Annotated in this window: 21 protein-coding genes and 1 tRNA gene; 7 read left to right on the top strand and 15 right to left on the bottom strand. The window is 44.2% G+C overall.

Annotation, left to right across the window (positions count from 1 at the left end):
• Window positions 1-137: 137 nt before the first annotated feature.
• The 3 genes from AABK40_RS03410 to AABK40_RS03400 form a co-directional block, all read right to left on the bottom strand.
• Window positions 138-782, bottom strand: a complete 645-nt coding sequence (locus AABK40_RS03410; RefSeq protein WP_338397651.1) for an O-methyltransferase — start codon at window positions 780-782, stop codon at window positions 138-140.
• Between the two features lie 18 nt (window positions 783-800).
• Window positions 801-2,036 carry a M16 family metallopeptidase gene (locus AABK40_RS03405; RefSeq protein ID WP_338397650.1) on the bottom strand — a complete coding sequence of 412 codons (1,236 nt, stop codon included), beginning with the start codon at window positions 2,034-2,036 and terminating at the stop codon, window positions 801-803.
• 121 nt (window positions 2,037-2,157) lie between these two features.
• Window positions 2,158-5,472: a PAS domain-containing hybrid sensor histidine kinase/response regulator gene (locus AABK40_RS03400; RefSeq protein ID WP_338397649.1), complete on the bottom strand. Its 3,315-nt coding sequence runs from the start codon at window positions 5,470-5,472 to the stop codon at window positions 2,158-2,160.
• Window positions 5,473-5,806: 334 nt separating this feature from the next.
• Between AABK40_RS03400 and AABK40_RS03395 the strand changes: the two genes are divergently transcribed.
• The 3 genes from AABK40_RS03395 (at window position 5,807) to pepE (ending at window position 7,503) form a co-directional block, all read left to right on the top strand.
• Window positions 5,807-5,890: transfer RNA gene (locus AABK40_RS03395), tRNA-Leu, on the top strand.
• A 181-nt stretch (window positions 5,891-6,071) separates the two neighbouring features.
• Entirely contained in the window at window positions 6,072-6,698 is a 627-nt protein-coding gene (locus AABK40_RS03390; RefSeq protein WP_338397648.1) for a CatA-like O-acetyltransferase, read from the top strand.
• A gap of 85 nt (window positions 6,699-6,783) precedes the next feature.
• Entirely contained in the window at window positions 6,784-7,503 is a 720-nt protein-coding gene (pepE, locus tag AABK40_RS03385; RefSeq protein WP_338397647.1) for a dipeptidase PepE, read from the top strand.
• A 161-nt stretch (window positions 7,504-7,664) separates the two neighbouring features.
• On the opposite strand, the gene purB is transcribed toward pepE, so the two are convergent.
• Window positions 7,665-9,008 (bottom strand): adenylosuccinate lyase, encoded by a 1,344-nt coding sequence (gene purB, locus AABK40_RS03380; protein WP_338397646.1) that lies wholly within the window; start codon window positions 9,006-9,008, stop codon window positions 7,665-7,667.
• Window positions 9,009-9,229: 221 nt separating this feature from the next.
• On the opposite strand from purB, the gene AABK40_RS03375 reads away from it, so the two are divergent.
• Entirely contained in the window at window positions 9,230-10,294 is a 1,065-nt protein-coding gene (locus AABK40_RS03375; RefSeq protein ID WP_338397645.1) for a 2Fe-2S iron-sulfur cluster-binding protein, read from the top strand.
• Between the two features lie 228 nt (window positions 10,295-10,522).
• Here AABK40_RS03375 and AABK40_RS03370 read toward each other — a convergent pair whose 3' ends face one another.
• The 4 genes from AABK40_RS03370 to AABK40_RS03355 form a co-directional block, all read right to left on the bottom strand.
• Entirely contained in the window at window positions 10,523-12,955 is a 2,433-nt protein-coding gene (locus AABK40_RS03370; protein WP_338397644.1) for a transglycosylase domain-containing protein, read from the bottom strand.
• A gap of 80 nt (window positions 12,956-13,035) precedes the next feature.
• The gene (locus tag AABK40_RS03365) at window positions 13,036-14,061 is read right to left on the bottom strand and encodes a cytochrome-c peroxidase (RefSeq protein WP_338397643.1); all 1,026 of its coding nucleotides are present in this window, start codon (window positions 14,059-14,061) and stop codon (window positions 13,036-13,038) included.
• A 7-nt stretch (window positions 14,062-14,068) separates the two neighbouring features.
• A complete protein-coding gene (locus AABK40_RS03360; protein ID WP_338397642.1) occupies window positions 14,069-14,806 on the bottom strand; it encodes an MbnP family protein in 738 nt (245 codons plus the stop codon).
• Window positions 14,807-14,830: 24 nt separating this feature from the next.
• Window positions 14,831-15,241, bottom strand: coding sequence for a hypothetical protein (locus AABK40_RS03355; RefSeq protein WP_338397641.1), 411 nt, complete (start codon window positions 15,239-15,241; stop codon window positions 14,831-14,833).
• A gap of 210 nt (window positions 15,242-15,451) precedes the next feature.
• Here AABK40_RS03355 and AABK40_RS03350 point away from each other — a divergent pair, with 210 nt between their 5' ends.
• Window positions 15,452-16,219: a class I SAM-dependent methyltransferase gene (locus tag AABK40_RS03350; protein ID WP_332921105.1), complete on the top strand. Its 768-nt coding sequence runs from the start codon at window positions 15,452-15,454 to the stop codon at window positions 16,217-16,219.
• On the opposite strand, the gene AABK40_RS03345 is transcribed toward AABK40_RS03350, so the two are convergent.
• Both AABK40_RS03345 and AABK40_RS03340 read right to left on the bottom strand, forming a co-directional pair.
• A complete protein-coding gene (locus tag AABK40_RS03345; protein WP_332921106.1) occupies window positions 16,216-17,193 on the bottom strand; it encodes a glycosyltransferase family 2 protein in 978 nt (325 codons plus the stop codon). The genes AABK40_RS03350 and AABK40_RS03345 overlap by 4 nt on opposite strands.
• Before the next feature lie 26 nt (window positions 17,194-17,219).
• Window positions 17,220-18,203 (bottom strand): glycosyltransferase family 2 protein, encoded by a 984-nt coding sequence (locus AABK40_RS03340; protein ID WP_338397640.1) that lies wholly within the window; start codon window positions 18,201-18,203, stop codon window positions 17,220-17,222.
• Window positions 18,204-18,455: 252 nt separating this feature from the next.
• Between AABK40_RS03340 and AABK40_RS03335 the strand changes: the two genes are divergently transcribed.
• Complete coding sequence (locus AABK40_RS03335; protein ID WP_338397639.1) at window positions 18,456-19,121, top strand: DUF2461 domain-containing protein; 666 nt, start codon at window positions 18,456-18,458, stop codon at window positions 19,119-19,121.
• A gap of 59 nt (window positions 19,122-19,180) precedes the next feature.
• Here the strand turns inward: AABK40_RS03335 and AABK40_RS03330 are convergent, their stop codons facing one another.
• The 3 genes from AABK40_RS03330 to AABK40_RS03320 all read right to left on the bottom strand — a co-directional run bounded on the left by AABK40_RS03330 (window position 19,181) and on the right by AABK40_RS03320 (window position 21,805).
• Complete coding sequence (locus AABK40_RS03330) at window positions 19,181-19,747, bottom strand: chalcone isomerase family protein (RefSeq protein WP_338397638.1); 567 nt, start codon at window positions 19,745-19,747, stop codon at window positions 19,181-19,183.
• 281 nt (window positions 19,748-20,028) lie between these two features.
• Entirely contained in the window at window positions 20,029-21,042 is a 1,014-nt protein-coding gene (locus AABK40_RS03325) for a LysM peptidoglycan-binding domain-containing protein (protein WP_338397637.1), read from the bottom strand.
• The gene (locus AABK40_RS03320) at window positions 21,032-21,805 is read right to left on the bottom strand and encodes a DUF4905 domain-containing protein (RefSeq protein ID WP_332921111.1); all 774 of its coding nucleotides are present in this window, start codon (window positions 21,803-21,805) and stop codon (window positions 21,032-21,034) included. The genes AABK40_RS03325 and AABK40_RS03320 overlap by 11 nt, the downstream gene beginning before the upstream one ends.
• Window positions 21,806-21,971: 166 nt before the next feature.
• Between AABK40_RS03320 and AABK40_RS03315 the strand changes: the two genes are divergently transcribed.
• Window positions 21,972-23,318: an NfeD family protein gene (locus tag AABK40_RS03315; protein WP_338397636.1), complete on the top strand. Its 1,347-nt coding sequence runs from the start codon at window positions 21,972-21,974 to the stop codon at window positions 23,316-23,318.
• Window positions 23,319-23,378: 60 nt separating this feature from the next.
• On the opposite strand, the gene AABK40_RS03310 is transcribed toward AABK40_RS03315, so the two are convergent.
• On the bottom strand, window positions 23,379-24,635 hold the full coding sequence (locus tag AABK40_RS03310; protein WP_338397635.1) for a DUF418 domain-containing protein: 1,257 nt from the start codon (window positions 24,633-24,635) through the stop codon (window positions 23,379-23,381).
• Window positions 24,636-24,824: 189 nt separating this feature from the next.
• A complete protein-coding gene (locus AABK40_RS03305) occupies window positions 24,825-25,667 on the bottom strand; it encodes a transglutaminase-like domain-containing protein (protein ID WP_338397634.1) in 843 nt (280 codons plus the stop codon).
• Window positions 25,668-25,680 lie beyond the last annotated feature (13 nt).

Here is a 25,680-nt window from a genome sequence, read left to right as displayed (position 1 = left end):
GCAACCAACAACAGGCCCATGCCTTTGTGGTTCACTCCCAAAAAGATATTAAAATAGCTGCAAATCAGTAATTGCAGCAAACGATTTCAGTACAAAAAAAGAAAGACTATTTTGTAAGAAAAATAGTCTTTGGAAATTTATTTTTTTCGGGCCATCATCAGGCCATCCCGAAGGGGTAATAAAATATTATCTACCCGCGGGTCTTCCTGAACTTTTCGGTTGAATTCGAGCACCGCTGCGGTATCTTTATCGAGCTTTTTACGATTTTTCTCCAGCACCTTGCCACTCCACAGTACATTGTCTGCCAGAATAATCCCACCAGGGTTCAGTCGTTCAATCACGGCTTCGTAATAATTGCCATAGTTACTTTTGTCAGCATCAATAAAAATGAGATCAAAAGTCCCATCCAAGGTTGGAATAACTTCCAGAGCGGGCCCAGTGCGTATCGTGATGCGATCCGCCACGCCCGCTTTCTCGGCATATTCACGAACCATATCACTTAGCTCCTCATTGATGTCCACCGTTACCAACTCGCCATCCTCACGAAGCCCTTCGGCCATCGCAATCCCTGAATAGCCCGTAAAGGTGCCAATCTCTAATATGCGTTTTGGATTTAAAATCTGGGTAAACAGACTCAAAAACCGCCCTTGAAAATGCCCTGAAAGCATTCGGGGCATCAGTACATTCACATTTGTATCCCGATCAAGTTCTTTAAGGACTTGCGGTTCTTCATTCGTGTGCGCATCGCAATACGCCTGTAATTCAGGATCTAAAAACTCCATAAAATCAATCTGTTATTTCTATGCAGGTTTGTAGGTCAGGTAGCTGAACTGCTCCTCTACAAGGAACTCATTGGCTACCGCCATTAATTCTTCTGCCGTTACTGCCCTGATGCTTTTTATCAGCTGATCAAAAGGCTCAATTCTATTCTGATCGAGCAACACTTTTGCCACACTGAGCATCAAGCCCATATTATTTTCCTCGCCCATGGCCAATTGTCCCACCAGTTGCTCTTTGGTCTGACGCAACTGCAGCGGCCCCAGCTTTTTACTTTTCAGCAATCGGAGCTCTTTAATCACCAGTGCTTCCGCCCTTTTGAGGCTTGCAGGATCAGTAGCAAAAAAGAAGCCCAACTGTCCAGCATCGGTATAAGGCGTAAAACTTGCCTCAATAGAATATACCAGGCCGTATTTTTCCCGAAGGCTCAAATTCAATCGGGAGTTCAGGCTTGGGCCACCGAGCAAATTCACCAACATAAAAAAGGCGAGCCTTTTGGGGTGATCAAAGTGCGGGGCGGGCATTCCCATTACGCTATGTGCCTGTGTAATATCCCTTCTTTCTACCACCAGTCGCTTGGGTTCATATAGCGAAGGCGGCTGTCGGTCAAGCTTGGTTCCTTTGGGGCGTAAATCCCCGAGGTAACGCTTGGCCATATCAAAAACTTTCTTTGCGGGAATATTCCCAATACTGGAGAAAATCAGGTGCTCAGGATCCATGGTCCTGTCGATAAACTTCAGAAAATCATCTTGCTGAAATTGTGCAATACTGTCTGTCGTTCCAAGGATATTATAGCCCAGGGGATGTTCAGGGAAAACGAGTTCATCGAAATGATCCTGAATGGCATCTTCGGTGGTATCGTGATACATCGCCATTTCTTCCAGAATCACATTCCTTTCCTTGACGATTTCCTTTTCAGGGAATGTAGAATTAAAGGTAATATCGGTCAGCAATTCAAAGGCTTTGCCAAAATGCTCATCCAGTACGGAGGCATAAAAGCAAACTTTTTCTTTGGTGGTGTAAGCGTTCAACTCTCCTCCTACTGCTTCCAGCCTGTTGAGAATGTGAAATGCGCGTCGATTTTTAGTCCCTTTAAAGGCCATATGCTCCCAAAAGTGGGCAATTCCCAACTCATGGGCCAATTCATCTCTGCTGCCTGTATCCAAAACAAATCCGCAATGGACCACCTTGGTGTGGGTCACTTCTTTGTGCACCACCCGAATCCCATTAGGGAGCTCTAAAATATCGTACTCTTTCATATAGATAGCCGCAAATATAGCTATTGTTATGAGAATAACAGGGCTGATGATTAAATTAATAAAACGAAAAAAGCACTGTTTAACAGTGCTTTTACATTCCAGCTTGGATTAGGTCTATTGCTTAGGATTCTTTGGTCCCGATCAGTTTATTCTCCTTGTCAGATTCCTGCGGTCGGCCATGCTTCAACAGGGTGCGATAGAACATTGCGGGCTCAAAAGGCTTGGCAATAAAGTCCACCATTCCCCATTCAAAAACCTTTTTCTGAATTTCAGTCAGTGCTGAAGCAGTCATGGCTATGATCGGAAGCTCTTTGAAATAAGGCTGATCAAGGCTTTTTATTGCTTTGGTGGCTTCGAAGCCATCCATAACTGGCATTTCAAGGTCCATCAAAATGACGTCATAACGATGTTGTTGCACCATTTCCACTGCCTCGCCACCATGTTCGGCCACCTCGGTTACGATGCCATATTTAGACATGAATTTAGTGGCCACAAATTGATTGATGGCATTATCCTCCACCAGCAATACCCGCAAGCCTTTAAGCTTGGCAACATCAGGCACATCCTGTGCTGCTGCTTGCTTTTCCATGGACAGATCCATATTTGAAGGAATCTGATAAGGAATATCAACCATAAACACCGAGCCGACCTGCTCCTGACTACTTACCTTCACATCGCCACCTTGCAGCTCACATAATCGTTTTGTGATGGTCAAGCCCAAACCTGTGCCGCCGAATTTCCTTGTCGTATCGGTACTCACCTGACTGAAGCTCTGAAAAATGGTATCCAATTTATCTTCAGGAATTCCGATTCCAGTATCGACGACCTGAAAGCGGATTTTGCAGGTTTCTTCAGTAACTTTGAGCGCCTTCACCTTCACCTCTACCGAACCAACAGCGGTAAATTTAATGGCATTGTTGATCAGGTTCACCAAAATCTGCCGAATCCGAACAGGATCCCCAATCACCGCCTCGGGGACATTATCATCAACACTGAGCTTGAGGCCAATCCGTTTTTCTATAGCCTTGAACTGCAACATGTCTGTCACCCCTTCAATATCTTTTTTCAAATGAAAAGGAACCTTCTCAATATCCAGCTTACCAGATTCTATTTTTGAGAAATCAAGAATATCGTTGATTAGCCCCAGAAGACTTTCTCCCGAAAACTTCAGCTTACTCAGATAATCCAATTGGTCTTCCCGCGGATTTTCCTCCAGCAGAATATGCGACAAGCCCACTACGGCATTCATCGGCGTACGAATTTCATGACTCATGGTAGACAGGAACTGCGCCTTGGTTTTCGAGGCTTCCTCGGCCTTCAGCCGCGCTTCAATCAATTCTTCTTTCCGCTGCTTTTCTTCGGTTACAAATTGAGAAAAAATCAGCACCCCACCGATTTCATAATCATCCGTAAACCAGGGGCGCATCTCCCACTTGGCCCATTCCTCTTTGCCATCACACCTGAACACCTGCATTTCCTCTTCTTCCTCATAAACCCCTTTCAGGCCACGGGTAAGTAAAAAATCAATGAGCTGAGAGGTTTCGGGAAAAATCGAATGATAGGACTCCCCGATCAGTTGTAATTTTTTTGTGCGATAATCCTCTTTGAAACGATCACTCACCGCTACAAATCGCAATTCATTGTCCAGCATCGCAATGGCTGCGGGAGCATCCCCGACAAAAGCCTTCAGCGACACCATATTTTTGCGCAGGTGCTCTTCGGCTTTCTTTTTATGCTGAATATCGTTGAGGGTCAGTAAAACCTCCTTCACTTTCTCTTTTTCTACTGAAAATGGGCAAATAACCACCTGATACCAATGAATGGCACCTGAGCCTTTATTGACCTGAATTTCTATCGACACCTTGCTGTCTGTTCCCGAAGAGGCCACATTATTCACTTCGTACTGTAACAATTCAAGATCGGCACGAGACAACAACTTCCGCCAGCGTTCCATTTCAGGCTGCTCCGTACCATAGGCCATCTCATTCCAGAAAGAGCGGTTCTCATAAGTAATTTTGTACTTTTTGATGTCCATCACGACAATCAAATTCGGGGAAGATTTCATCACCTGCTCCACAGCAAGGTCCTGCTTTTTCAGCCGTTCTTCAGTATCTTTTTGCGCCTGCACATTCTGAATGGTTCCACGAAGTGCCGACACCTGCCCATCTGTTTCACTAATTTCCCCCACAATTTTTATCCACACCTGCTCACCACTGCCCAGCGACAATTGCAGTTCTTTATCAAAACAATGGTCGTTGATTTGCAACATCGACAGAAAATCTTCCACAGTGGCGATAGAGAACATTTGTAGCCATTCTTGCAGGCTGCGCAGCCCTCCCTGACTTACCTTCAGGATATGATATACCTGAGCGGTACACCTCACCTGTTGCTTGGCAATATCAACATCGAAGCCACCAATACCCGCAATCGCCTGTGTACCATTTAGCAGGGTTTCCATCTGTTTTTCGGCTTCCACATTGCGCAAGGTCATCAGAAAAACTGCGTTTTCATCCAATTTAATACACTTGAGCTTGGCTTCCATCCAAATTAATTCCTCATTTCTGCAAATACACTCGAGGGTAACCTGCTCATTTTCACCTGCCATTACCCGCTGCAAGGCCTCTTCAAAGGGAGGGTGATACTTGCTGGCGATAATTGAAGTAACGGTACCACGGACGATATCCTCTGGTGCATAACCCAGTTGATCCGAGCAAGAGGGCGAGATATAGTCCACCACACCCGAAGCACTCAAGAGCACAATAATCTCTGTAATATTTTCACTGATCGACCGAAAACGATGCTCCTGCAACATCAAGCTGTCTTTGGTTTTTGACAATACCGCCATGGCTTCTTCAAGCTCCATATCACGGGCCAAAATCTGCTTATTATTGTCTTCCAAAGTTTTGGATTTAGACTTCACTTTAGCGATCAATGGGCGGGTAACAAAAATATAGCCGACAATGAGCAGAAAAAAGATACAGAAGATCAGGCCGATGGTCAGCTGGATCAGCTGTTGATTTTGCAGCTTAAAACGCAGGGAAAGAAAATCCCGAAGATCCAGCAGATGATTTTCAATACGGCTGATTTTTATCAGGGCCTTCGCTTCGGATTGTGAGCCATTCGCTTTTAACTCATTGAGGGTTTGAATATCATTTTCAATGGCATTGATAATCATTTGCCACTCCCCTGAAAAAGCGATGCCTTCAGACTGCTGCATCACCTGTCGGTAACCTGCTTCAATATCCTTCCATCGCAATGGGCTTGCGTTTAAATGAATGGACTGAATCCTTTTAAGCTGTTGATCGACCACCTCGATCAATAGGTCTTGTTGGTGTTGCTTGCGTGAATAAAAAAATAACACTAACTGCGCCCCCACCAAAAGGATGAAAAGGAAATAAGCTAAAATAATATTTAAACGCTTTAATCGATTGGGCATAGTTCGGAGGAAATTAATGTACTAATACATAGCATATCGTTAGTTTAAGGAATAGCAATGAATTTATACATACTCATTGAATGCTAAAACTTACACCTGAAAACCTCCTGTTTTCCATAACCCGTCAGGTATTGGCTACCGATCACCAATGTAATATCCGTGCATATTTTTAATCGCTACAAAAAACACCCCTATCGCCACTGAGGGGCGAAAAAAAACTTTTCACTCAAATCATCTAACCCTCAACCGCTTATCAAAATTTGTTATTTTTTATCCTTTGAACTGTTGGCTATTTGTAAAAAAGCCCTTATGTTTGCATCGCTTTCAAACAAAAGCGCACGTGGTGAAATTGGTAGACACGCCATCTTGAGGGGGTGGTGATCTCACGATCGTGGAGGTTCGAATCCTCTCGTGCGCACACCGATAAAGAGGTTGTATTTTTTACAACCTCTTTTTTTATGCCCAAAAATCGATGCTTCAGCTCCAGAAATCATTATTTTAGTGCCTTGTACTTTCTGAATAAGCCCATGCTATAAAAGTACCGGAGTGTATTTACACCCCAATCACAAGCTACCACCTGTACAACATCAATGAATTTTATGCCTGAAGAATTAAACATTGACCAATGGGATCGCAAGGAACATTTTCATTTCTTTAAAGATTTCGACCAGCCGTTTTTTGGCGTTACCACAACAATTGACTGTACCACTGCCTACCAGCGATGTAAGGAAAATGGCCATTCTTTTTTCCTTTATTATCTGTATCAGTCCCTGAAAGCCGCCAACCAGATCAAACCTTTCAGCTACAGGATTCATGAAGGAAAAGTACTTGTCTACGATCAGGTCAATGCCTCGCCGACCATTAATCGTCCCAATGGAACTTTCGGCTTTGCCTATATGGATTATTTCCCTCAGTTTGATGATTTCCTTCCTGCTGCCGCAACCGAGATTGAACGCATTCAGCAAAGCACTGGCCTTGCGCCTTCGGTTGCCGGAGAAAATGTCATTCATTATTCAGCAATTCCGTGGGTGAATTTCACCGCCCTTTCTCATGCTTCAAATTCCGCATTCAAGGACAGTTGCCCAAAAATTTCCTTCGGAAAAATGAGCTCAGAAAAAGGGCGTAAACAGCTGCCCGTTTCCATTCATGTGCACCACGCCCTGATGGATGGTTACCATGTAGGCCTGTTTGTGGATGCTTTTCAGGCACTGATGAATCAGCCATAAATCTGATCTGGTGGGTCAAAGAATTTTTGATTTCAACTTCGGGCTTTGATGCTGCTTTTGCATCTTTGTAGTTCAGCAGAATATTATGATGATGGAGAACCAAAATTTATTATTGATCAGTAACTCGACCATGCCGACAGAGGCCTACCTGGGTTACTGCAAACAAAATATCGCCACTTTTTTAGGCGAGGTCAAAGAAGTATTGTTCGTACCGTATGCGGGAGTTACTTTTTCTTATGACGACTATGCCAAAAGTGTCGCTGATGCATTGAGCCCGCTGGGGATCAAGGTTACTGGGATTCACACGGTGGAAGACAAGCAAAAGGCCGTCGCTGAGGCTGCTTCCATTATGGTGGGCGGAGGTAACACCTTCGAGCTTCTACACCAACTTTACGAGAATGGACTTGTGGATTTGATCAACGAAAAAGTCAGCAAGGGTACTCCTTATATTGGCTGGAGTGCAGGATCCAATATGGCCTGCCCGACGATCAAAACGACCAACGACATGCCGATTACGATGCCTAAATCCTTCGATGCCCTGAATTTGATCCCTTTCCAGATCAATCCACATTATACCGAAGAGCGCATTCCAAACCACGGTGGCGAGACTCGCCCTTTGCGTATTGAGGAGTTTTTAACCAAGAACACCGACATGGCCGTTTTGGGGCTTCCTGAAGGCTGTATGCTGGAGATTCACGGTAAATCGATGAAATACATCGGTGGCCACGCAGGAAAACTATTCATCAATGCCAAAGAAAATAAAACGATTGACGAAAACAGTGACCTTTCTTACCTTCTGGGCTAAGTAGGATAAACTACTGTAAAGTAAAAAAGCCTTGGATCGATAGAGATCCAAGGCTTTTTTGTTTGATCAACACCACCGAATGCGCAATGCTCTCGGTGGATGTTCAGTGTGCACTACCGCAAATATTCACGGCCTGCCACTTATTTTTATGATTTCAGAAATTAAATTCCTGTGTAGTTCCAAGGTGTGATAGCACGCAATTCTTCTTTAATGGCATCAGATACCTCCAATTCATTAATGAAGCTGCCGATAGAATCTGCTGTGATCCCTTCGTTGGTACGCGTAAGTGCTTTCAGTGCCTCGTATGGATTTGGGTAAGCCTCACGGCGCAATATCGTCTGGATAGCTTCCGCCACAACAGCCCAGTTTTCTTCCAGATCCTTACGGATAACCGCTTCGTTCAACTCCAGTTTGTTGATCCCCTTTTTCAAAGAGTTCAATGCAATCACCATGTGCCCGATAGGTACACCAATGTTTCTCAATACGGTAGAATCCGTAAGGTCACGCTGCAAACGTGAGATAGGCAATTTCGCCGAAAGGTGCTCAAAAACAGCATTGGCAATGCCCAAGTTTCCTTCTGCATTTTCAAAATCAATAGGATTAACCTTATGAGGCATCGCTGAAGAACCGACTTCACCAGCTTTGATTTTTTGCTTGAAATACCCCATTGACACATATTGCCAGATATCTCTTGCGAAGTCAATCAGGATGGTATCGATACGCTTGAGGCCATCGAAATAAGCCGCAAGGTGATCGTAATGCTCGATCTGAGTTGTTGGGTGACTACGGACTAATCCAAGGTAATCAGACACAAACTGATCTCCGAAAGACTTCCAGTGAATATTTGGATAAGCAACATTGTGGGCATTGAAGTTACCCGTTGCGCCACCAAATTTGGCTGCGAAAGGCACTTGTTCCAATAGCACCATCTGGCGGGTAATACGCTCAGAAAATACTTCAATCTCTTTCCCCAAACGAGTCGGAGAGGCTGGTTGCCCATGTGTTTTAGCCAACATTGACACCGATTCCCATTCTTTGGACTTCTCAACAATCAAAGCCAGTACCTCATCCATTAAAGGCAACACTTGCTGCTCCATCGCTTCTTTCAAAGACAAAGGAATTGAGGTGTTGTTAACATCCTGAGAAGTTAAACCAAAATGGATAAACTCTTTGTACTCCGACAAACCCAATTCATCAAATTTACCTTTGATAAAATACTCAACCGCCTTCACATCGTGATTCGTGGTTTTCTCAATTTCTTTAATCCCTTGCGCGTCTTCTTCAGTGAAATTCTGATAAATTTCACGCAATGAATCATACATTTTGGCATCCACGCCCTCAAGCTGTGGAAGTGGGTATTCACATAAGGCAATGAAGTACTCGACCTCCACACGAACTCGGTAATAAATCAAGCCTAATTCAGAAAAATAAGGTGATAATGGCGCTGATTGGGCTCCATAACGGCCATCAATTGGAGAAACAGCTGTAAGACGATTCAATTTCATATCAAAAATAAACGTAAGTAGTATTTTATTTCAGCTGCGAAAATACAATTCCTAAGTAAGAATAACTAAGTGAAAGGCATAAAATGGCACAAATCCCTAATGGTGGGCAAACAGGCGTGGTTTTATGAAAATAATTTTATTATTGAAAGGACTTTATTTAACTTTCTGCCTTGAACACCCTGTTAAAATCAAACAAAATCTCGATAAAAAATTCACATTCCATGGCATTTTCATTTTTTAAAAAGAACAGCGAGACCAACAACCCGACAGATGACGGGCTGAAAGTCAAACAGATTATCAAGGAAACCACTGATACTGTCAGCCTTGTTTTCGAAAACCCAAACTGGCAATATCAGTCGGGGCAGTTCCTGAGCTTGAGTTTCCCGATCGATGGAAAAGAAGAAACAAGATCTTACTCCTTGTGCAGCGCACCCAATACAGATCAGGATTTGGCCGTTACTGTGAAGCGTGTTGAAGGCGGGCTGATTTCGAATTATATCAATGATCAAGTCAAGGAAGGCGACCACATCAAGGTCATTGCGCCTGCGGGGGTATTTACCCTGCCAGAAAGCAAAGGAAATGCTTTTCTTTTCTTTGGTGCAGGCAGTGGCATTACGCCATTGTTTTCGATGATCAAGACTATTCTTCATCAGGAAGCGGACGCACACCTTACGCTCGTTTACACCAACCGACATGAGGACAGCATTATTTTCAAGACCTCATTGGCAGCCTTGGAAGCGCAGCATGCAAACTTCAAGGTCATTCACATTTTAACGCGCCCAACGGCGGAATGGCAAGGAAAAACAGGTCGTTTGAATGCCGATGATATTCAGGCAATTTACAATGAATTCCCTGCAAAGGACCAACTGCATGTGTACTCTTGCGGGCCAGCGCCAATGATGGATTTAGTGGCTGAAACTTTGCAAAAAGCGGGAGTTGCTGAACAGGCCATTCATCAGGAACGATTCACGGCAAGTACAGGTCTCACGGAGTCGGAATCGGAAGAGATTGTGAAGCAGCTGGTAAAAATCCGCCTGGATGGCGAAGAACATGAAGTGGAGGTTAATCCTGACCAGACGATTCTTGAGGCTGCACTGGACCAGGATATTGACATGCCCTTCTCTTGCCAAAGTGGTTTGTGTACCGCCTGCCGCGGGCGTTGTACCGAAGGAAAAGTGGTGATGGAAGAGGATGATGGGCTTTCAGAAGATGAGCTTGACGGCGGTTATGTGCTGACTTGCGTGAGCCATCCTAAAAGCGCAGGAGTAGTGATAGAAATTGAGTAAAACTCCACCCTAAAAAAGCTGATGATTGATTTGATTATTCAATTAATTCATTGATATTAAGAAGGTCTTACCATTATAGTTAAAGGCTGTTATTCAATACTTTAGAATTGCACCAATTAACTTTATGGGGTAAATTTTAGTCAGGAGATCAGTGTTTTGCCACGCTGATCTTCTTATCTTTCACAAAAAAAGCGTCAGAAAAAATCTCTTTTCTGACGCTTTTTTTTATCAATCCTTGCCAAACAGCTTCCTGAAGAAACCTTTGCGCTTTTTCTTCTTGCGCGTTTTGGCTTTTTCCTCCCGACGTTCTTTGCGTTCCTGCTGCTTGATCGGGTCAATTTTAAAGAGGTCTTTGATGGTGTCGACCACATTATCATTCGGCAGCTCTTCCACCCAGTCGGCACAATTCATGGCTTTCACCTCATAGCTGGTCAGGGCAGGGAACTGCGCTTTGGTGATCAGGGCAAATTCAGGTGTACGGTTCATCTTTTGCATAAACTTACCGAAAATTGGCAGCGCTGTATTGGCTCCCTGTCCCAGTCGGGTGCTTCTCCACCGAATTGCAGGCTCATCATTTCCTACCCAGGTCCCTACCACCAGTCGAGGGCTCACCCCCATAAACCAGCCATCCGTATTGGACTGCGTCGTTCCTGTTTTTCCTGCAAGCTCATTGTTCAGCCCGTAAACTCTTCTTAACCTGCTTCCCGTTCCTTGATTGACTACCGATTTCATCATGGCTAAAATCTGATGATCCGTAGCCGACTTAATGATTCTATCGCCTCTGCCTGCGCCTTCATTTTCATAAAGAACATTGCCTTGCCCATCCACAATTTTAGTCAGAAAACGAGGGCTTACCTTATAGCCGCCATTGGCCAGCGCACTGTAAGCTGAAACCATCTCCTGAATAGAAACCTGTGGCGTACCTAAAACCGTGGAAGGAGGAATCTGCCCCTCATCATTTTCCATTTTTTCAATCCCCGAAATACCAAAACGCTTCAGGTAGGTCGCCACATTGTCCAGGCCTGCCTCCAGTTCCACCTGCACCGACACCGTATTGACCGAGTTGGTCAGGGCGCCTTTCATTGAATAATAACCATCGTATTTGCCATCAGCATTCCCTGGCGCCCAGGTATCTTCAGGGTATGCGCCATTTTCATCAGGCTTTACCGCATGCCAGCCATTTTCGGCATCGTTGAGGTAATGTTGCTTAGCCACTGGATAGTAATCACAGGCTTTTGCCCCCTGCTCCAGGGCAGTAGCATAAACCAGCGGCTTGAGGGTAGAACCTACCTGTCTTTTATAATATTTGCTTGCATGGTCAATTTTGAGGTGTTCATGATCTACCCCACCGATGTAAACTTTAATATCGCCCGTCTGGGGTTCCATGGCCACCATTCCCATATTCAGAAAATGCAGGTAATGCTTGATCGAGTCATTCGGGCTCATTTTCACCAGCTTCTTCTCATAGTCATCGGTCAGGATTTCCATGTTTACTGGCGTCGCAAAAGATTGCTCAATTTGTTCAGGGCTTGCCTTGGCTGCCAACAGGCTTTTATAGCGCTGGCTGTTTCTTTTTGCACGTTCAAATACGGCAGGGTGCCCTTTCCATGGAGTACGCCCCTTCCAGTGCTGATTGAACGATTTTTGTAAATTCACCATATGCTCCTTCATGGCTTCTTCTGCCAGTGTTTGCATGCGGGAATCAATGGTCGTATAAATTTTCAGCCCATCACGGTAGAGATCATATTGCTGCTCTTTGGGAAATCCCTCATTAATACTGTCGAGTTTGGCCAGTACCACCCTTCTGAGTTGTTCCCTAAAATAAGTGGCAATACCCGTATTTTGACCAAAAGAACGATACTTGGTTTTCAGGGGAAGGCGTTGCAAAGAATCCTCCTGCGCCAATGTAAGGTAATTGTACTTCTGCATTTGCGAAAGCACAATATTACGTCGTTTGAAGGCGTGGTCAGGGAATACCCTCGGGTTATAATAATAATTGGCCTTGAGCATGCCGATCAACACCGCGGCATCCTGGGTGCTGAGGTCTTTGGGCTCACAACTGAAGAATTTACGGCTCGCCGTCTGAATTCCATAGCTATTATCGCCAAAAGGCACCGTGTTCAGGTAAAGATTAATGATTTCCTCTTTGGTGTAAAGATCTTCGATCGTGCGGGCAATAATGACTTCCTTGATTTTTGAAGCCACCAAATCCAGCTTGCTGCCTCCCGCTCTTGGAAAGAGGTTTTTGGCCAGTTGCTGCGTCAGGGTAGAGCCTCCACCCGAGGAGCGATTACCTAAAAGCAATGTTTTGACAAAAACCCGCGCCCAGGCACGGTAATCCACACCATCATGCTCGAAAAAGCGGGCATCTTCCGTGGCCACCAAAGCATGTACCAGATCAGGGGAAAGATCTTTATATTTGATATTGGTACGCTCTTGAACGAAGTATTTCCCCAATATTTTTCCGTCGGCACTGTACACCAATGCCGCCTGATTATTCTCAATTTTTTTGAGGTCTGCTGCTGTGGGCAAATCCCCAAAGGCGCCCATTTTTATGGACAACACAAAACCTACAATAAAAATGACACCAGCCAAAGCTGCTGCCAGCCCGACAATCACTACTTTCCCAAAGTGGGACTTATTCCAAAATTTCTTTAACACCTTAACGAACGCTTTCTTTCTAAAAATGCCTCAAATGGCTGAATTTAAGGGCAAAGATAAGGATAGCGTTGAGAAAATTGTTAATTTTTTTCATTCGTATTGAAGGGGTTCGAAAGTTCCTCATTCGAAAGATAACTTTCGTCGGTCAGTGTGTTCAGGAAAGCGATCAAATCCACCCTTTGTTGTTGGTTGAGATTAATCCCTCCCTCATGCTTCATTAAAGGGTCGGTGTACTTGGTAAAATGAACACCTTCGGCATAAAAATCAACCACCTGCTCCAGGGTTTCAAAGCGGTTATCGTGCATATAAGGAGCAGAAACGGCAATATTACGCAAGCTTGGGGTTTTGAATTTACCGATATCAACGGAGTCCTGAGAAATAACATACCGCCCAGCATTCCCTAAATTGAAGGTGCTGTCCAAGCCAATATTATGAAAATCACTATCAGAAAACAGCACCGTGCTATGGCAGTGAAAACAGTCGCCATCTTCACTGAAGAAAAGCTCAAGCCCCCGTTTTTCCTGTTCAGAAAGCTGAATTTCGCCCCGATTGTACTGATCGAATTTTGAGTTACCACTCAGCTGCGTTCTTGAAAATTGCGCCAGAGCATAAGCCATCGTCTGATAATCAATATCATCTTTCCCAAAGGCGACTTTGGCCAATCGCTTATATTCCGCATCGGCATTAACATAGCTCAGGTCTGCGGCAAAAAAATCTTTAATCTCGAAGAGCATCACATCCTCGAGAATCCCCTGTTCTGCGCCATTCCATAAAAAGGAGGTCTCATAAGCCAAGTTTACATGAGGCATAATTGCCAACTGCCCTTTTTCACCAGGACTGCTAAATCCTGCTTTTTGCTGATGGCAATCGCTACAGGCCACCCCCACCTTTTGGGTATTCAATGACCTGTCGTAGTAAATTCTTCGCCCCATTGCCACGCCTTCCACCGTCATCGGATTATCTTCAGGGATACTGATTTTGGGAAATTTTGCAGGCGCTTCCAATGCGTAGGGTGTCGCTACGTTTTCCTGTGCAGGCTCTTTTTGCCACACACACGAAAATGCCATGGCGGTCAGTGCAATCAACAAAAATGTATATTTTCTCATCTGCTTACTATTTTTCACGCCATGCGGTCGGACCATGCTTCACCAATATGGCTTGCTTTTCTACGCTCCCCATAATACCTGACAATTCCGCAAATGGGTAGGCTTGTGCTGGCTGATCTACCCATTTCGACACATCGAATACTAAATTCACCTCCCTGGTTGCCTCTGTTGAGGAAGCAATCGGCACATGAACGGTAAAAAAATGATCGTGAACAACGCCATCCTTCAATAAATTACCACTGTGAATGGCAAAACCATTGGCCTCTTCCTCTCCCTGTGGTGCCTTGAAATAATTCCCTTCAAATTTCATAAAATGAAGTCCACCACCCATATGGGCAGGCCACACCATCGCCCTGAACTGATCCAAAGGAACCTTATCTTCCGCATTCCACTGGTCAGGTAATCCGAAAGTAAACTGCACCGCATCGAAGCGTCCCACGGGTGCTTCTGGCAGACTAATCTGCTGATCGGTCTGCGCACCCGAAAGAGAGGTGTACCACAGGCTGTCTTTCACAAAAATGACCTTTTCATCTTTTAAAAGCTGTATTTCACTGATATAATAGTTGAGCTTGGTTACTTCAAATTTTTCTCCACTACGGTTGGTGTACAGGTACTGATTCAGCTTTAGTGGCTCATCGCCCACCTGGTGTTGAATGTTCAGCTTCAACGACTGCATGTCCAGACTTTCTTTCTTGCAGGAAACAAAAAATGTCAGGACGATAAGCGAAAAAATTAGCTTTTTCATATCGAGATGGTAAAATATCAAAAATTATATTCCTGGGTTGTAGTCCCCTGTTTGTATCTGGCACTCCTTAAACTGCTTATTCAGCTTGAGTTTCCACCATGGGCCACGGGTAAAAAACAGCTTGGTTTTCACGCCAAAATTCTGCCAAAACCGCTGCCATTCGTTTTTATAAGGCTTTCTACCTTTGGGCATAATCAAATATTCAAAGCCCATATTGTGAGTAGCCTGCGTAAAACAAGGGTTTCCATAGAGTGTTTTCTTGCTGTTCTTCTTGATGATATACGAGTATTGATTTTGCTTTGATCGATGTTTTTTCGCTAAATATTTACTCGACTGTGCCTCGGTAGCACTGGTTCTTGAGGCCTTCGTCTGCGCCCATACCTGCGCAGGGGCGAAAAGGAAAATGATCAGTAGAAAAAATAAAAGATACCGCATATTTAGATTAGGAGAGGAATTGATGCCACTAAAGCTAAAACTCTTAAAATTTGGGCAAAAATTAAAGTTTAACAGACTTTATCTCAGGGCGAGGCCCAAATGTAAATTGAGGAAATGAAAATCTTGGCTATATTTGCCTTTCGTGCTCACTGATTGATCAGTTTTGGCACCGTAAACAATTTTTCAAGCGCCAACAATTTCGCTCAGACAATGAAGAAACTCATCAGTTTTGTCATCAAACATATTCCAAGAAAATACCTCCAACACTTTGCCCATTTTGGTGCAAAATTTCTGGGTTTATTCTACCGTGGACATGGCGTTCACTGTAATGTGTGCGATCATGAATATCGGGAATTTTTACCTTACGGCCGAACCCCTCCGAGGGCCAATGCCCTATGCCCCAACTGCCTGACCCTTGAGCGTCACCGCCTGATGTGGCGATACCTCGAAGACAAAACCGATTTCTTTACTGCCCCAAAAAAGGTATTGCATATTGCGCCTGAGCTCTGCTTCATCAAGCGATTTGAAAAAATGCGCAATTTGGAATACATCACGGGAGACCTCGAGTCGCCTTTGGCAAAAGTGAAGATGGATGTTCATCAGATCCCTTTTGAGGACCATCACTTTGATGCCGTATTCTGCAATCATGTTATGGAACATGTGGAAGATGACCACCAGGCGATGTCGGAAATTTTCCGTGTCCTGAAAAAAGGAGGCTTTGCCATTTTGCAGTCGCCACAGGACATGAGCCTCGAACATACTTTTGAGGACCCAAGCATTACGAGCCCACAGGCAAGAGAGGATGCCTACGGACAAACGGACCACGTACGCCTGTTTGGCAGGGATTATGGCCAGCGTTTGAAAAAGGCTGGTTTCGATGTTCTCGAAGACACGTTCGTTCAGCGTTTGCCTGAAGAGGAAGTCCGAAAATACGGCTTTCCTGCTGAAGAAATTGTTTATTTCTGCCGAAAGAATTAATAGATTTTCATGCCCAGGAGCTTTCGGAAGCCACCGCGAAGGAAGCCCAAGCCATAGCCTGAAAGTTGGATTGTTGAAGTAACCATACTGAGCAAGCCGACCGTCAGGCTATTGTTTTTTTGGGAGGCATCCAGCAAAATCGCAAAATACCACAGCAACAATACCGACAGGCAGAAGCTCCCCAATGGAATGCTCCACAGAAATGAGGTGAAGGTAAAAATCAGCCCAAGCACAAAAACAGAAGGAAAGCAATGAATGGCCTTTAATTGCCCATGGTGAATACCGCTGAGTATCCATCGGCCATGCCCAAAAGAAAACACCTGTTTGAAAAACTGCCGAAGGGAAGTGCGGCGTTTATGGTACACCCATGCTTCGGGAATTAAGCCGACTTTAAAACCCAGATTACGCATACGAATCGAAAGTTCAATATCTTCACTCAAACGATCCAGATGAAAACCGTGGGTCGCTTCATACACCTTTCTGCTCATCCCCATATTGAAACTGCGCGGCTGAAATTTCTCATCGGCCTTACTTCCGCCACGTATGCCACCAGTGGTAAAAAAGGAGGTCATGGCGTAAGTCGTTGCTTTTTGCAGGCTGTTAAATCCTGGGTGTGCGGCATCGGGTCCACCGAAAGCATCAAGTTTACGGATTTTCAGCTCGGCATCTACCGTACTGAGATAAGTTTTGGGCAGAATAACATCACTATCAAAGACCAGGAAGAAATCGCCCTTTGCTTTGGAGAAACCCAAGTTACGACTCGGCCCCTGCCCTGTATTTTCTTTGTAAAAATACTGAAGTTGCAGGCGGTCGGCAAATTGCTCCGCAATCGCTTTACAATCCTCCGTAGAACCATCCTCCACAATAATGACCTCAAAATCGTGGTAAGTCTGCGTGAGCAAACTATTCAGAAATTCTGTAATCTCCTCCGGACGATTATACACGGGAACGATAATCGAAAAAAACGTATTCATGGTTCTTTAACGACGAAAATATTAAATTAACCTTCAACGGGGCCTTCAGTGGTGACCTCATTTTCAATCACATCAGCAACCAAATAATCGTTGGAATGATCATTTTTCATCACGAGTAACTCAGAAATAAATCCTGCGAGGAACAACTGCATACCGATCACTACGGCAACCAATGCAATATAAAACAAAGGCTGATCGACGATCTCGCGGACGGGCATATGCTGATACAGGCAATAAATTTTATTGAAGATCAGGTAGAGCGTGGTGAAAAAACCCATCATAAAGCTGAGCGTACCAAAGACCCCAAAAAAGTGCATTGGCTTTTTCTTGAAGCGCGACACAAAAGTTACTGAGAGCAAATCCAGGAAGCCATGAACAAACCGCTCAAGGCCAAACTTGGTTTCTCCGTACTTCCGTGCACGGTGCTGTACAACCTGCTCGCCAATATTGGAAAAGCCCGCCCATTTGGCCAGCACAGGAATGTAACGGTGCATCTCGCCATACACCTGCACACTCTTGACCACCTCGAGGCGGTAGGCTTTCAGTCCACAATTAAAATCATTCAGCTGAATGCCCGAAAGTTTTCGGGTAACATAATTAAAGAATTTTGACGGAATGGTTTTGGAGATCGGGTCATAGCGCTTTTCCTTCCAGCCAGACACCAAATCGAAGCCTTCTTCGACGATTTTACGGTACAGGCCAGGGATTTCATCGGGGCTATCCTGAAGATCGGCATCCATGGTAATGACCACCTCGCCATGCGCAGCCGCAAAGCCACGATTAAGGGCCGCAGATTTCCCATAGTTTCGATTGAATTTAATTCCCTGAATAGCGGGATATTGCCCACGCAAAGACTTAACGATCTCCCAAGATCGGTCTTTACTTCCATCATCTACCATTATCAGTTCGTAGATAAAGTTGTTGGCTTTCATCACACGGTCAATCCATGCGGTCAACTCTGGCAGCGATTCCTCTTCGTTGAAAAGCGGTACAATGACTGATATATCCAAATTCCTAAATTCCTTAATGATTCAAAAGTTCTCAAACTTACGGAAATTTTCCCAAATTGACACTTAAAGACTTACCGATTCCTCCCTGTACCCGCTCTGCCGTTCATTTTACGCCACAGCTGCCAGCATCGCAGGGAATTAATACCTAAACCCTCAAAAGTTACCTTATATTTTAATCCACAGATTTACCGATTGTAGCATTAGGCTGTATCTTTATACTGACAAACAATTTGTTCACCAAAAAATGACCCCATGATCTCTCGCTCAACTTTTGACTTCCTGAGCCAGCTTCAGGACAATAACAACCGCGAATGGTTTCAGGAGCATAAAGCATTATACATTAGTGCCAAGGACGAACTGGCCGCACTTATGGCACAACTGATTCCCATTGCCGCCAAATACGACCCCTTGCTTGCCCTGGAAGACCCCAAAAAAAGCGTTTTCAGAATTTACAGGGATGTTCGTTTTTCTAAAGACAAACGCCCCTACAAAACACATTTAGGCGCATGGATCAGCGGTAACCGAAAATCTGACCGTGCGGGGATTTATGTCCACCTCGAACCTGAAAAATGTATGATTGCCGGAGGCGTTTGGCAGCCGCAGGGTGCACGACTGAAAAGCATTCGGGAGGAAATCTACTATAATGGTGATGCCTTTCGGCAAATTGTTGAAGCCCCCGATTTTGTGGCACAATTTGGCGGATTGCAAGGCGACACCCTTAAAACTGCCCCACGTGGTTATGACAAAAATGACCCACTGATTGCATTTCTTCGCCATAAAGATTTCCTGGCGATGAAGCCCATGCCCATACAGGATTTCATGCAAGAGCGCATCCTGACGCAATGTGATGAGATTTTCCGAGCCATGGCACCGCTCAATCAATTTCTGAATATCCCTTTTGATCACGATGGGGAATGATATAAAAAAAGGAGCACACTGCTGAAGTGTGCTCCTTTGTATTTATTTTTCAAGGCTTATTATTTGCCCATCATCGCAGATTTCAATCCTTTGTCTGCTGGTTTGTTTCCTAACCAAATGCCGAACAAAGCTTTCTTGAATTCCATACCTTCGATGGTCGTTAATAACTTTCCGTTTTTCAATACTTGTGTTCCTTTACCTGGAATATAATTGAAGTCGAAAGCGTCCTGCTTACTGATATCCTCAGAAAAGGCACCCATAAACTGATCGATCTCCGACTTTAAAGCCTCGGTATTTCCATTGGTTGATGCCTCGAACCCTTCTTTGGTAGAGCTGTTGAATTTATCACGGGTTACCAAACCAGAAATGATGGTCAATTTCACCGACTGTACTTCATCAGCGCCAACTACTCCAGCGGCATCTTTGGATGAAGCGCCCAAATACAACGCACCAACATATAAATCCATAAAATATTTAGAGCGAGTTCCCGCACCATTAAGGGTGAGTTTCTGCCCGTCAACAGTTGTGGTTGCTGGTAATTTCACGCCTGAAACCTCTTTCTGCGCCTTTGCCTGAAAAGCGAAAATCATCGCAAAAGCGACAAAAAATAGTTTAAGTGAGTTCATATTGTTCATTTCAATAAGTTTATAATATTTTACAAAGATAAATCTTTCATTATTCAAAAAAAACCACCTGCAACCCTCGCCCATCAAATACCTTTTAATTATACCAATAATACCTGCTAAGTTTAAATTACTTCCGCAAATAAAACCACACAATAGCACGCAGTTTCCATTAAGTTAGCGCTTAGTATCCAAAAAAGCACCTATTACAGGGAAAATAAATCTCCATTGGGCATAAAAAAACCCGCACGAGGCGGGTTTTAAGATCTATATTTTTGGATCGATTAAGGCACATAGGTTACCTCTACAGGGAACCGCTGATCGAATGCGCCCAATCGCTCATAAGCTGTTTTACTCAGGCTGATCACCAATTTCTTGTTGTCGCCCGTAGGAGGCAACTTTCCAATCACACGAACAAAAACACTGCGATTGTTCATGTCATTTCTTACCTGCATAATTGTTCCAACGGGTGCCGTAGGGTGCAGGGCCAAATATTTTTTAGTGTCCTCAGAGCCTGTCATAATTCCTGACATTCCGCGTTCAACCACCTTCTTGAACTCCGAGCCATCCTGAATTTCTTCGCGGGAATAAGGGATTTCCTTCACCGGCTTATCACTCTTTGCCGCTGTTGCTGGCAATGTTTTCGTTGGGCTGGCGGTTTCTTTCTTGGCAGGAACATTAACTTCAGCCACTACAACTGGACTGGCTTCTGCTTTTCCCAAACCAACAATCAACTCCTGCCCCACATCAAGCGAGTTGCCTTTCATGGCGTTCCACGATTTGATATTCGCTACCGAAACCTGATATTTCTGAGCAATGGCATAGAGGGTTTCTCCTCGCTGTACCTTATGCTTTTTACTGTTCGCCTTGGCAATTTCACTCGCCACCTTTACCGCATCAGCACCATCAGATGGGATTTTAAGTGCTTGTCCGGCAGTTAGCGCAGTAGATTTCAAGTTATTATACTGAATCAACTGATTAGCGCTGACATTATATTGTCTTGAAATACTGTACAATGTTTCCGCAGATTTCACGACATGGACTTTCTTCGATGCGGTCGCCTGTGCGGTGCCTGCGGGCACTTTAATCGTTTGGCCAGCCGCAATATTATTGGTCAGGCCAGGGTTCAGCTCTTCAAGCTCCTTAACAGAAGCATGGTACTGTCTGGCAATGGAGTAAAGGGTTTGCCCCTTTTGAATCGTATGGGTTTTTATCGCTTGCGCTGAGGCATCGGCGACATTAAACGTGAATGCAAGTAGGAATGCAGAAACTGCAACTGCTATTTTTTTACAGTTCATATATAGACAACTGGTTATGACGGTTGACAAAAATCAACTGACCGAAAAGAACAAAAAAACTCTGAAGTGCTACTGTTGGCAGCGAAGTACCTAAAATATCATGGTGGAGCACTGTTCCTTCACGATCAAAAATGTGAAGTTTATTAATCAAATTTTCACCTTCGTAAATATAGTAAGAAATTATAATTCGTCCATCAGATTGAAAATAATCGATTGCTTTTACCGCAAAATCGCCAACTTTTTTCGACAAAAAGCGGTGGACCTGCTCAAAGTGGGTAGTCCCTTCCACATAATGCGATATTTCGGCGGATTTATCACCATTCTCGTGGTCAGCAACTTTTTCCTGCGATAAATAACTCGCCGCTGCGGTATCCATGTTTATTTTGGCGAATTTCCCCTCATCCCCTTCAATAAAGTGCCCATAAATCCAAGGCTGATCCACCCTGTTGGGCAAGAATTTATCCACCTCCCAGAGAATTTCCTGCGCATGCGTATCGAGCAACCACAGTTTTTTGGTCTGCGGATTGGCATGATCCTCATAGCTGCGCACCAATAATTTTGCCCCAATGACCGCATCAAGCGTTACCCACCACTTTTCGGGCATCTCAAAAGGGCCATGCATTTCTCCTTCAGGGGTAATGAGTGCAAAGTTAGCTTGCAGGCTGTCCTGTTCCCTGAATTCTAAACCGATCGTACCACTATGCACATCTGCCTGAAGCTTCCATAACCTGGCGGGCAGCTCAATGATTTGTAATTTGCTCAAAATTGGCGATTTTTAACCGAAAACAATTATCCTGCTCAAAAGAGCATTTTTATTAACGTTGTGTTAGATTATTCAAGGATAATACTTTTATTCATTATAATAAAGAATTCAGTACCCTTTCAACAGGTATCCACTTAATAAGATCAACCACCTGATATTTATATTCATGAAATTCAACCAAACAGGCCGATTCAGGCCCATCTCCCTGACTTTACTTTTCATGCTTGTTCAGCTTAGCTGCTGGGCGCAGACGAAAGTTTTTGTCATGAAAATTGACAGCGAAATTGACCCAAGAATGAACCGCTATGTTGATCTCGCTTTCAAAGAAGCTGATGCCCAACAATCGGATGTGGTCGTTATTGAAATGGATACTTACGGTGGGGCGGTGAATGATGCTGACGATATCCGCACGAGGATCCTAAATTACGAACAGCCCGTTTATGTATTCATTAATAAAGATGCTGCCTCGGCTGGGGCGCTTATTTCGCTGGCCTGCGACAGCATTTACATGACCCAGGGCGCAAGTATTGGTGCGGCCACCGTTGTGGTACAGACTGGCGAGGCTGCTCCCGACAAATATCAGTCCTATATGCGCTCGATTATGCGCTCCACGGCAGAAGCCAAGGGCCGCGACCCAAAAATTGCGGAAGCGATGGTTGATCAGTCGCTGTATATCAAGGACCTTTCAGACTCGGGAAAAGTGCTCACGCTTTCCACCTCAGAAGCTATCAAGTGGAAAATTGCGACTGGTGAGGCAGAGAATATCCCCGAGCTGCTCGAAAGGGCTGGTATTGATGATTATCAGCTCAGCCATTATGAACTTTCTGCCACAGAAAAAATCATTGCTTTCTTTTTAAATCCTATGATCAGTGGTGTGCTCATCATGATCATTTTAGGAGGCATTTATTTTGAGCTCCAAACGCCTGGTGTTGGTTTTCCAATAGCGGCAAGTGCGATTGCCCTGACCCTCTACCTGGTCCCTCACTATTTACATGGCCTGGCACAATACTGGGAGATCCTGATGTTCATTATTGGCGTCGGCTTGCTGGCGGCGGAAATATTTGTGATCCCAGGTTTTGGTTTTGCGGGGATCTCTGGCCTGATCCTGATTCTTGCAGCCCTCGGGCTTGGGATGGTCAGCAACGATTTCTTTAACTTTGACCACGTCCCGACCACACAAATCAATAATGCAATTACCGCAGTGCTGCTTGCTTTTGGGCTGACGACCCTACTGCTTTTGGTGATGAGCTTCAGGCTTCACAAATCATCTTTTATTCATAAAATCGCATTGCAGGACACCCAGGATTCTGATGAGGGATACACCGTAAATACTTACGAGCATAATTTGGTAGGCCTACAGGGGCAAGCCTACACCATCCTGAGGCCGAGTGGAAAAGTGGAAATTGAGGGCAAGATTTATGATGCTTTTACTCGCGGCGATTATATTGAAGCCAATAGTACCATTGAGGTCATCAGTCAGGAAAGTAATACTCTAAAAGTAAAGAAAGTTTAAAAGAAAAAAAGGCGTGCCCCGAACAGGAACACGCCTTTTTTATGTAATTATCTTTTCGCTTTAGGCCGTTTGTTGTGCCATGCGTTTTTGTTCAGCAATCGTTGATCTGCGGATAGGGAACATGGTTTTATAAGTCAGGCATCTCCATCCCCACTCCAATGGTCCGAAGGCGAAAACCTTCAACCAAATTCTACTGAAGGCGATTTGGAAGGCATAAAAACCAACGGCCACGATCCAGATTTGTGTCAGGCTCCACTGCCCAAAGTAGCCAAAGCCTACTCCGTAGAATAAAACAATTCCGAAAATAGTATGTGAAAGGTAGTTTGTAAAAGACATCCGACCAACGTCTGTCAGTCCCTGCAATGCTTTTTTTCCAAAATTTGATTCGTAAGTAACCACCAACAAACACACATACGACAAGCTTAACAATACCTGTCCGGGCACCTCAATCGCTTTGAAAAGAATATCACTCCACTGCGTAGGAATAGCTGACATGCTGCCTCCGATAAGGTATTTACCGGTTAAAGTAAGTGCTATACCAGGAATGAAGAATTTCCAGAAATTGACGCCTTTTTTAGCGGTAGTATTGAAGAAATTCTGCTCTGCCAAATAGTAGCCCATCAGGAATAAGCCCAACACTTTCGTTGGTCGGCCCATAGGAACAAAATCGAACCAGCGCCACATAATATTGTGGGCATTTACTTTCAGTGTTGTCAACCAATCGCCAGACATAAATGCGGCAGAAACTGCCTCAGGTGCCATATCTATATAGTGCTTTTTCGCCAGCGCCACATCAGGCACTCCATAACCGGGAGCGACATACATCAAGATCACATCCAACACCAAAGAGCTCATCAGCAAAATCATACTGACCTTCAACAAATTTTCTTTGGTCAGATTTCTTAGCTCAAGCAAGATGAAACCCATCATTCCATAAAGCATCAGGATATCTCCCGACCAGAAAGTCATGTGAATAAATCCGAATAAAATCAGAAAGCTCATTCTTCGGCGGTAAACATCGACAAATGGCTTTTGATCTGCCTGATTTTTAAATTTCTTAAACTGAAAATAAAAACCAATACCAAAAAGAAGGGAAAAGATCGTGTAAAATTTGGTGTCGATAAACACACTCAGGAAAGTCGATATGTAGGAGTCAAATTCGTGCCATTTCAACCCTTCCATAGCAGTAAAGGGGATGAATTTGTAACCACTCCATGAAAGGATGTTGGCAAACAAAATTCCTAAAATGGCAAAGCCTCTTAGTGCATCAACCGACGCTACTCGCTGACTCGATGCGGTGGGTTTTATTGTACTCATACAGGGTTGTTGTTGTTTTATGATTGATTTATTACACATAATATGCCAAAATCAACACTTTAAAAAGACATTAAAGAATAAATTCAAACTATATCCCAAAACAGTCTAAAAAAACCATGACAACACCCTCAATAATTCAAATTAAGCCTCTTATTCAACCACGGATAAGTCAAAAAGTCCTGAAATGATCTAATTTCCTACAAAAATATCTAATAACGATCTAACCTCGTTGGTGCGTTCAGTATCCCCTAATTTTTTAAAAGAAAATATCAAATTTCGAAGACTGCGAATAATGATGGCCTGATGTGAACAAGGCTCGAAATACACGGGGTCGATCTTGATATGAAGATGGCGGACATATTCCTGTAGATCTTCTTTGGAGAATATCAGTCCCTTATTAAAAGCATTGATATAAAAAGGTGTGGTTTCGTGCGGGTAAATCAGGACAAACAGGTTGGGGAGGTTGACCCCTGCAATCGGCATCCCGAGTTTTTTAGCTACCAGATAATACACGGCACATAAGCTGATCGGATTCCCCCTTTTGTGGTTCAACACCTGATTGATCATCGAGTTGGCCGGGTTGTGAAAGTTACGGCTGTTGGGGCCAAAACCCATTTGGTCGAAGAGCACTTCATTGATGGCTTTCACCTGTTTAATGGGGTGACCATCGGGATTGAACTGGTGCCGTACAGCACGAACGATCATGTCAATATCATCCCTGAGTTCCTCCAATACTACATCTGGATAGGAATAGCGCGCAATCCAGTAAAGCCCTTCGAGTAAATCTTTCTGATCTCCCGCTTTCCAGGCAGCCATGCCTTCCGTAACGGCGATGAACTGTAACTGATGCAGGATATCGCCCACCCGCATTTGCAAAGGAGAATCAAAAGGCGCATCGGTCCATGCCTGTTCCAGCATAGGCAACACATCTGTGCCCATCGACATAATTTTATCAGAAATCTGCCCTGAGATCGTCAGGTCCTCATCATCCAAAAGCGATACCATCGCCTTAAATTCTTGCTCATTCACCATTGTACCGTAGTCC

This window comes from Persicobacter psychrovividus (assembly GCF_036492425.1).
Taxonomy (GTDB): Bacteria; Bacteroidota; Bacteroidia; order Cytophagales; family Cyclobacteriaceae; genus Persicobacter; species Persicobacter psychrovividus.
The sequence above is the reverse complement of the archived record's forward strand: the minus strand, read 5'-3'. Positions and strand labels throughout refer to the sequence as shown.